7 protein-coding genes are annotated in these 7,627 nt (G+C 40.3%); all 7 read left to right on the top strand.

The window, feature by feature from the left end:
• The first annotated feature begins 51 nt into the window (after nt 1-51).
• The 7 genes from AB3N00_RS25110 to AB3N00_RS25080 all read left to right on the top strand — a co-directional run bounded on the left by AB3N00_RS25110 (nt 52) and on the right by AB3N00_RS25080 (nt 7,606).
• Nucleotides 52-306 (top strand): hypothetical protein, encoded by a 255-nt coding sequence (locus AB3N00_RS25110; protein ID WP_413037013.1) that lies wholly within the window; start codon nt 52-54, stop codon nt 304-306.
• A 1,374-nt stretch (nt 307-1,680) separates the two neighbouring features.
• A complete protein-coding gene (locus AB3N00_RS25105; RefSeq protein ID WP_413037005.1) occupies nt 1,681-1,950 on the top strand; it encodes a CD3324 family protein in 270 nt (89 codons plus the stop codon).
• Nucleotides 1,951-2,119: 169 nt separating this feature from the next.
• The gene (locus tag AB3N00_RS25100) at nt 2,120-2,710 is read left to right on the top strand and encodes a GNAT family N-acetyltransferase (RefSeq protein WP_413037004.1); all 591 of its coding nucleotides are present in this window, start codon (nt 2,120-2,122) and stop codon (nt 2,708-2,710) included.
• Between the two features lie 214 nt (nt 2,711-2,924).
• Nucleotides 2,925-3,464, top strand: coding sequence for a GNAT family N-acetyltransferase (locus tag AB3N00_RS25095; RefSeq protein ID WP_110821544.1), 540 nt, complete (start codon nt 2,925-2,927; stop codon nt 3,462-3,464).
• Between the two features lie 185 nt (nt 3,465-3,649).
• Nucleotides 3,650-4,273, top strand: coding sequence for a GNAT family N-acetyltransferase (locus AB3N00_RS25090; RefSeq protein WP_413037003.1), 624 nt, complete (start codon nt 3,650-3,652; stop codon nt 4,271-4,273).
• The gene (locus AB3N00_RS25085) at nt 4,219-5,292 is read left to right on the top strand and encodes a phosphotransferase enzyme family protein (protein WP_413037002.1); all 1,074 of its coding nucleotides are present in this window, start codon (nt 4,219-4,221) and stop codon (nt 5,290-5,292) included. Before AB3N00_RS25090 ends, AB3N00_RS25085 begins: the two co-directional genes overlap by 55 nt.
• 1,501 nt (nt 5,293-6,793) lie before the next feature.
• The gene (locus tag AB3N00_RS25080) at nt 6,794-7,606 is read left to right on the top strand and encodes a MerR family transcriptional regulator (RefSeq protein ID WP_413037001.1); all 813 of its coding nucleotides are present in this window, start codon (nt 6,794-6,796) and stop codon (nt 7,604-7,606) included.
• Nucleotides 7,607-7,627 lie beyond the last annotated feature (21 nt).

Below are 7,627 nucleotides of genomic sequence, written 5' to 3'. Positions count from 1 at the left end.
GATATTTAAAATATTTAGACAGCATCTAATATATCACATTTATTTTAGGAGATAAACATTATATATTCCCGGTGGCTTGTTGCAGCTCCTGATGCATCAGGGAAATTAAGACCTGCAGGTGTGATTGAGCATGGACCGACCCCGAAGCATAAACAGGCATTCCGTGGAGTTTGTCAGCAGCTCGTGGTGGAAGAGGACAAGAATCATGTTTACTTACAGCCAAGGTTACAGGCCAAGGTCAAAATGAGGAATTGGACAAAGTCCGGGTTGTTGAGAACCCCCGTGTTTTTAGATTTCATTTTATAAAAAGAACGTAGGCCGCGAGGTCTGCGTTTTTCGTACAAATAAGGAAAATCAACAAATTGGTCTGATAGTAGCGTAGCATATAGTTCATGGAGAAATACGTGGATAATTTAAGTGGCATACTTGGAAATTCTTTTAGCCTTAACTTACTTTATTATGTAGCTATAGACCTGTTAGCTGATAATCAATTTACATACTTGCTCTATACATATGTGCCCTAACGCGCCTTAAACTGTGCTGAGCACACGGACTAAGGCGCGTTAGGGATCAAGATGTTACAATGCACAAGCCTATTGCTGCTAACAAGCTTTATGTCAATAGTAGATGCCCTCCGCGGTTCCATCCCTCGTCAAAAGAGCTATGTCAGTAGCTTTTGTGTAATTCTTCAATAATTCAGCTCTCTGTTCCATATCACGTACAATCCGAGCCACTCGGCTATTCCGGCCTTTTGCTCTCCGCGGTATTCTAGGTACTGTTTTCTGTATTGGAAGGCTTCTACCTGCTCTTTATTCCATCTGAGAAACCACCATCAGCAATGATGATCTCAAGTAGATGCTTGGGATAGGTATGCGACTCAATAGACCCAATGCATTAGAGAAAATGAAACCTTGCAGGGGTGATTAAGAACAGACCAAACCCGAAGTGTAGGCTGGCATTTCGTGGAGCTTGTCTGCTGCTCGCATGGATGAGGACAGATTCACTTACTGCATTCAAGAATACAGCCCAAGGTCAAGATATTGGACAAAGTTCGGATTGTCGGGGGAACCCCGATATTTGTAGATTAAAAGACCCCCCTCTTATGAATATCTCCTACAATGGACATCATATCTTTCTCCAAATGCAATAAATAAACTAAATCGTTTAAGGTTATAAATCAATTAGTATATTTATTGCATTTCTTTAGTGTATCTAAGCCACTTTCACAATAAAAGACTTACAACTATAGGTAAACGGCATATATAGGTTCAAATATGTCCTTATAAGAACCGCTTAATAATGATGGCTACTTTTCTCAAGAAATAGTTGAATACTCTACTTCTCAGAAGGGGGAATGTGATGTTCAACTAACGGGCAGTTTAGTTTAATGGTTTAATCCTTTCTTCAGAAGGAATTCATCATGGTGATGAAGAAATAATTAAGTAAATATCATCAGAGAGAGGGATATCGATATGAAGTGTGTTAGTGAATCTATGCTTTGTGAAAATTTACCGATGCAAAGTTTCGAGACTTGCTCCATGCAAAGTCTATATGACATTAACGCGGTTGTTTGCATGGAGCTTATTATTCGTACCGTATAACAAGGAATTAACGGCAAGAAACCGTTCCTCATGTAGGCTTTGCAACTTACCATCGATATTAGATGAAGGGGCGAAGCTAATGAAATATGTTTCAGCAAGTGAGGTTTTACCAGAAAATTTACTTCGTGAAATACAAAATTATATACAAGGCAAGACTTTATATATCCCCGTACCCAAAGGATGTAGAAAAAAGTGGGGACATGATTCAGGGCAACATGAATTTCTTTTGAACCGAAATGCAGAAATTCGGAAGCTTTTCAGGCAGGGTATGAATGTGGATCAACTCGCGAGTTCCTACTGTCTATCCCATGACAGCATTAAGAAGATTGTTTATAAAACGCAGGCATAACAAAAGGCTCATGTTGGATAAAACCAACACGGGCTTTTTTTATGTAAAAAATGAATAGATAAATACTCTGCCTATAAAGGATGCGATATTCACCTTATACTGATGCTAGACAAGAATTATGGTATCAGTGATATCGTTGATTGAGTATCGGAATCGGAGGAGTTGCAAAATGGATTGCATTAATCATGAAGTAAATAAGTTAAATGTTACCGCTAGACTATGCGGTATGGGGGAGAAGTTCATTATCAATAATATTTATCCTCTTTATCTGCATGATTTGTCTGAAGTATGGGAACGCAAGACCAATCGTTATGGGGTGTTTGAGAATGATGATACCCGAACTTTGATTGAACAGAATCGCGTCGTGTTTGATATTTGGTGGGAACACCCGAACGTATTATTCCCTTATCTTATCACAGTGGATGATATACCTGCGGGGCTTGCTTTTGTGGCTACTTCCCCTTTCATACCATGTCCTCACTATATCGATTATTACATGAATGAGTTCTTTCTATTACGTAATTATCGAGGAAAGGGTGTTGGAAAAGAAGCGGTGCGACAGATTATTGGAAAGATGCCAGGGCAATGGGAAGTGCAAACAAATCCCACCGAACGAAACGAACGTGCGAAACGTTTCTGGCGTAGAACACTTAACACATGTATCAACGGGAAATACTCCGAAGAACTTGGTCATCATCCTGATGTTGGAGAAATGCTAGTCTTTCGCTTCAGCACGAGTTCTGAAAAAGTGAGTAATTAGAGAGGTTGTTCCTTATTCATAGGTTTTGTAATAAACAAGGTTATCCGATATTCGTTGAACTACATAGCACGGAGCAACTTGCCAGTTAGCAGCTGCTCCCTTTTATTATGCAAACCGGCAGTATTGTTTAGCTATAAGAATATTTCTATTGCGATATCACAATATGTTGCGTAAAATTTCGAGAAAATCCATACCCAATTAAAGGAGAAGTGCAATGAAAGTTGACGTACAATTAACGGACAAAAATAATGCATATGTGATTAAAAACCTGCTACCGTTGTACCTATATGACCTATCCGGCCATTATGACAGACTTCCAAATGCACATGGAATCTATGAGGAGAATGACGACTGCAGAACATTAAGTGAGCAGTATGAGGTTCAAAATATTTGGTGGGAGAAGCCGCCTGGCATCCTATTTCCCTATTTAATTTCGGCAAATGGGATACCAGCGGGGTTTATTCGAGTAGCGACCCCTCCGTACTGTAATAAAGGAATTGATTATTTTGTAAATGATTTCTTTTTAATCCAATCGTTAAGAGGTCAAGGGATTGCTGAACTGGCGGCAACTATGGTGTTTCAACAATTCAGAGGGAATTGGGAGCTGTTTACTAACCCTTCAGCCAAAAACGTTGTTGGACAAAGGTTTTGGAGAAAAACGGTTTCTAAATATACGAATGGCAATTACATGGAGGAATTCGGGGAAACCTTCGATGGACATAAACTTATTTTCCGCTTTAATAATCTTGCATGAGTCGGATGTATTGTTGGTGCTTGGGCTGGAGCTTATCAATTTACCTGATAAGGTGCTTTTGTACTACACAAGCTCGTTGCTGGACGATTACAGCAACAAAGCCGCTATTTCGCTAACGGGAGTTTAATTAAGTAGATTTCCTCTGAGAGTGAGTGGTGCAATTTGGTGATAAGGGTGAGAAAAGAATGGCTACAAACATTTGGACAGGCAGAATAGTTAGATTGCGCCCTGTGATAACATCAGATTGGAAGGAATTCCATGAAAATGATCAAGATTCGGAAGGTGCAAGACTATCCGATTCTATTTATTTTCCGAGGTCCGAGGATGGGACAAAGGATTGGGCGGAACGCACAGTCTCCAATGCATCAAAAGGTGATAATGTATTTCTTGCAATTGAAACACTCGATGGAACTCTCGTTGGCAGTATCACCGCAAGCAGTTGTGATACACGTAATGGCACCTTTAAATACGGGGTAGCTCTATTTCGTAAACATTGGCGAAAAGGGTATGCTTCCGAGGCTATAAGGATATTGCTCCGTTATTACTTTGAGGAATTACGTTATTGTAAGGTAAACGCATATGTGTATTCCTTCAATGATGGGTCACGTGCTTGGCAGGAGCATCTTGGATTTGTCCAAGAAGGGATACTCAGAGAAATGATTTTTACCAAGGGAAAGCATTACGATGAGTATGTTTATGGACAAACAACGCGAATACCCTACATATGGAATTGTTTACGAAGTTCGCGAATAAGATGTTATCAGAAATTGGGGGCGAGAATATTAAAGACAGGGAAGGTGAAGTCTTGAAACCTTTTTTCCACTTTGATACAGACGAAACAAGACAAAGTTTGCTCTCACGAGCAAGAAATGTTGCTCTATGGGCAATTCGACAGTATGAAATTGAATGGAATTGTATTCGTTTTATTCAATTGTCAGGTACCATTACATACAAAATAGAGACCAATACAACGGGTAATTATTTACTTCGCATTCATTCAGAAAGAGTAAACAAAGAAGAGATCATTTCTGAACTTATTTTTCTTAATGAATTAAGGAAAATAGGTGACTTAGTACCTGAAGGGATTATGAGTTGCAATGGCTCTTATGTTTTGGAATGTGAAACAGAGGATGGGTATCGGAAACCTTGTGTCACAATAATGAAATGGGTCGAGGGAGAGCGTTGGAGTGGAGAGTTCACAGATAGTCATGTGTTCAGCATTGGGGTTATGATTGGGAAAATGCATGAAACTTCAGCAAGTTTAGATGCATCACATAATTTTGTTCGACCTCATTGGGGGATTTCTAGTTTCAGGGAAGAAATAACCAAATTAGAGCGTTATTATCCACGATTTCTATCGGGCGGATCATGGAAGCTATATCAAAAAGCCATAGATAAGATCATTGATCAATTGGCCAGCATGCAACGAGATGTTCGAAATTACGGTCTAATTCATGCGGATTTGCATTCCGGAAACGTTGTATTCAACAACGGACTCCCATACCCAATTGATTTTGGAAGATGCGGGTTTGGATACTATTTGTATGATATGGCAGCTGCATTGTTGGAGCTTTATCCTAAACATCGATGGTTACTTATTCAAGGATATGAGAGCGTAGTCAAACTTGGCAAGGATTACATTCGCGACCTAGAATGTTTTTTCATCATGTTTATGATTGAAAACTATTGTCATCACTCGTCTGATACTAGAGAAATACCTAGTTTAATCGAGGAACAAAAATATGCTCTGGCCTATATTACAGAATACATAAATGACAGGTCATTCTTATTCAAAGTGATAGAACCTATAGAACCTGAAAAAATATAGTTTTTTAGCGAACTTGAATAGGGCTCCAACATCTGATAACACCGCATTCACGCTTCGGGCCTTACGGCCCTCGGTCCGCCCGAGGGATTTCAGAGAAGCTGAGCCAGGCGGACAAACCCTGCACCGATTAACCGCATCGCGGCCGCTCACTACGTTCGCTTAAGTCGGTGAGGGTTCGTGAATGCAAGAACAAAAGGACGGACTTACATGACTTTGAAGCTGGAATGAGCCGGCTTAGTACGCGGCAACTTCAAAGGTCCAACAGCTCACCACGACACTACCGATCACGTTCGCTAAATTCGATATCCGGCAGTACATAGGTCAGAACCTACAATAATTTGCCACTCATGGATCGAACGGCTGTCCTACACCATCTCCTATTGCCTACACCAAGTTTTAGGATTGTACCGCATATCGAAAGCACAGGAGAGGACCGGTACACCCCGATAGAACCGAGGGGGATAGAGGGGGTAGCTGGTAATCGTAAGGACAGTCCGTACATCAGCTGAGGTTCAAAGAATGGCAGAAGGTGCTCAACTGGTCTTACGCTGATGTATTCATTACTGGATACAAATAGCTGAATTCGGATGGCTTGATGCGGCCCCGATGTCTCAGACGAAATGAGACCTGCAGGTGTGATCAAGCATGGACCAAGCCCGAAGCATAAACAGTCATTCCGTGGAGTTTGTCAGCAGCTTGTGGTGGATGAGGACAAGAATCATATTCATGCAGCCAAGCATACAGTCAAAGGTCAAGATGAGGAATTAGACGAAGTCCGGATTGTTGAACACCCCTGTATTCTTAGATTTCATCATTTAACAAAACGTGGGCCAGGAGGTCTACGTCTTTTATGAAGAAATATTATAAAGCGGTTTGATAGACTAGTTGACTCTTGTTTTTTTAATAGGTTCTTATATTTCTCAACAGTTCTCTCAATTCCTCTACTCTTTTGCCACATATCTCCTACATTGGACATTTAATTCCCCTTCAAATACAAGAAATAAACGAATTCGTTTATTTCTTGTATTTCTTTCTTTGGTTTGTCTAAGTCACCTTTACTACAACAACCTTAGAACAGTACATGAATGATACAACTATTCAGGCACAACTATTTACTTTCAAGAACCACTCCACAAAGGAATTGTCAGCTTAACTTTGGCAAGAAACCACGAGTGCGCAAACTCGGTATGTAAGGAACATGTTGCGGTAACGTTTTCGCAGTCGGATAAAAGGGATTACAATTACCGGCATGGAAGTAATACTAGTTTAACGATACTAAAGCATGTTGTAATTAATGGACACTTGCTAGCTGGATTCATGCCTGGGTGCACCGTTGTTAGGAAGTATAAAAACTTAGGAAGCTTAACCTAGTTATCTACCAACCATTTCGTTTCCAGCTAAATCATTTAACGATGAACCTGTGCCTCGAATGTTTTGTTCGTTAAATCTTGCGTCTACAGTACCTGTAGGTATTACAATGAGGATGAACGGAGGCAGTCAAATGAAGGAAACGTATTTCATTGGTGAATTTTCTAAACTGACGGGCATCCCGGTAAGAACACTGCATTATTATGAAGAAAGGGGGCTTTTAAAACCTCAAAGACAGGAAAGCGGGCATCGAGTATATAAGACCGAGGACATGGTGGAGCTACAAAAAATATTAACTTTGAAGTCGCTTGGCTTTACTCTAACCCAAATCGATGAACTACTCAAACTCGCTAAATATGATCAAACTCTGGTTGAGATGTTAAAAATGCAACAGCAGGAACTCAAAGTAAAGCTTGGTAGGATAGAAGAATCTCTTGAACTGATAGGTCGTATGACTGCAATCGTTCAGGCTGAGGGTCACTTGGAACATTCACTGCTTTTTAGTCTGATACGCAATATGAATCTGGAAGATTTACAACGCGAGTGGGTGGGGAACCATTTATCCGAGTTTACGGAACAAACTCTGTTTGATCGGTCAGCGGAGGCAGTAAAGAAAATGGACGCTGAAACGATACGTTTCTTTCGAGATGTCAAACGGTTATCAGAAGGTCCGAGTGATTCCCATGAAGCCGAGACCGTGATTGGTGGATATGTGGGCTGGGTTATGACTTATATTGACCAGAAGGCAATTGACAATTTCAGAAAGCTGGATGAGGAACATTATAACGAACTTGATCATTTAGTAGAGATGCCATTCAATGAAAGGGAAAGCATCTGGCTGGAAAAAGCAATGGAACATTATTTTTCTAAATATAGGTTGATTGAACAAGGGAAACTGAAACTTAAAAGCAATGAATGTACATCTGACGGTTGTTCAATGGCATAATGGAAATTTTTCGGTGCGTTT

It is taken from the genome of Paenibacillus xylanilyticus (assembly GCF_047246825.1).
Taxonomy (GTDB): Bacteria; Bacillota; Bacilli; order Paenibacillales; family Paenibacillaceae; genus Paenibacillus; species Paenibacillus xylanilyticus_B.
The sequence above is the reverse complement of the archived record's forward strand: the minus strand, read 5'-3'. Positions and strand labels throughout refer to the sequence as shown.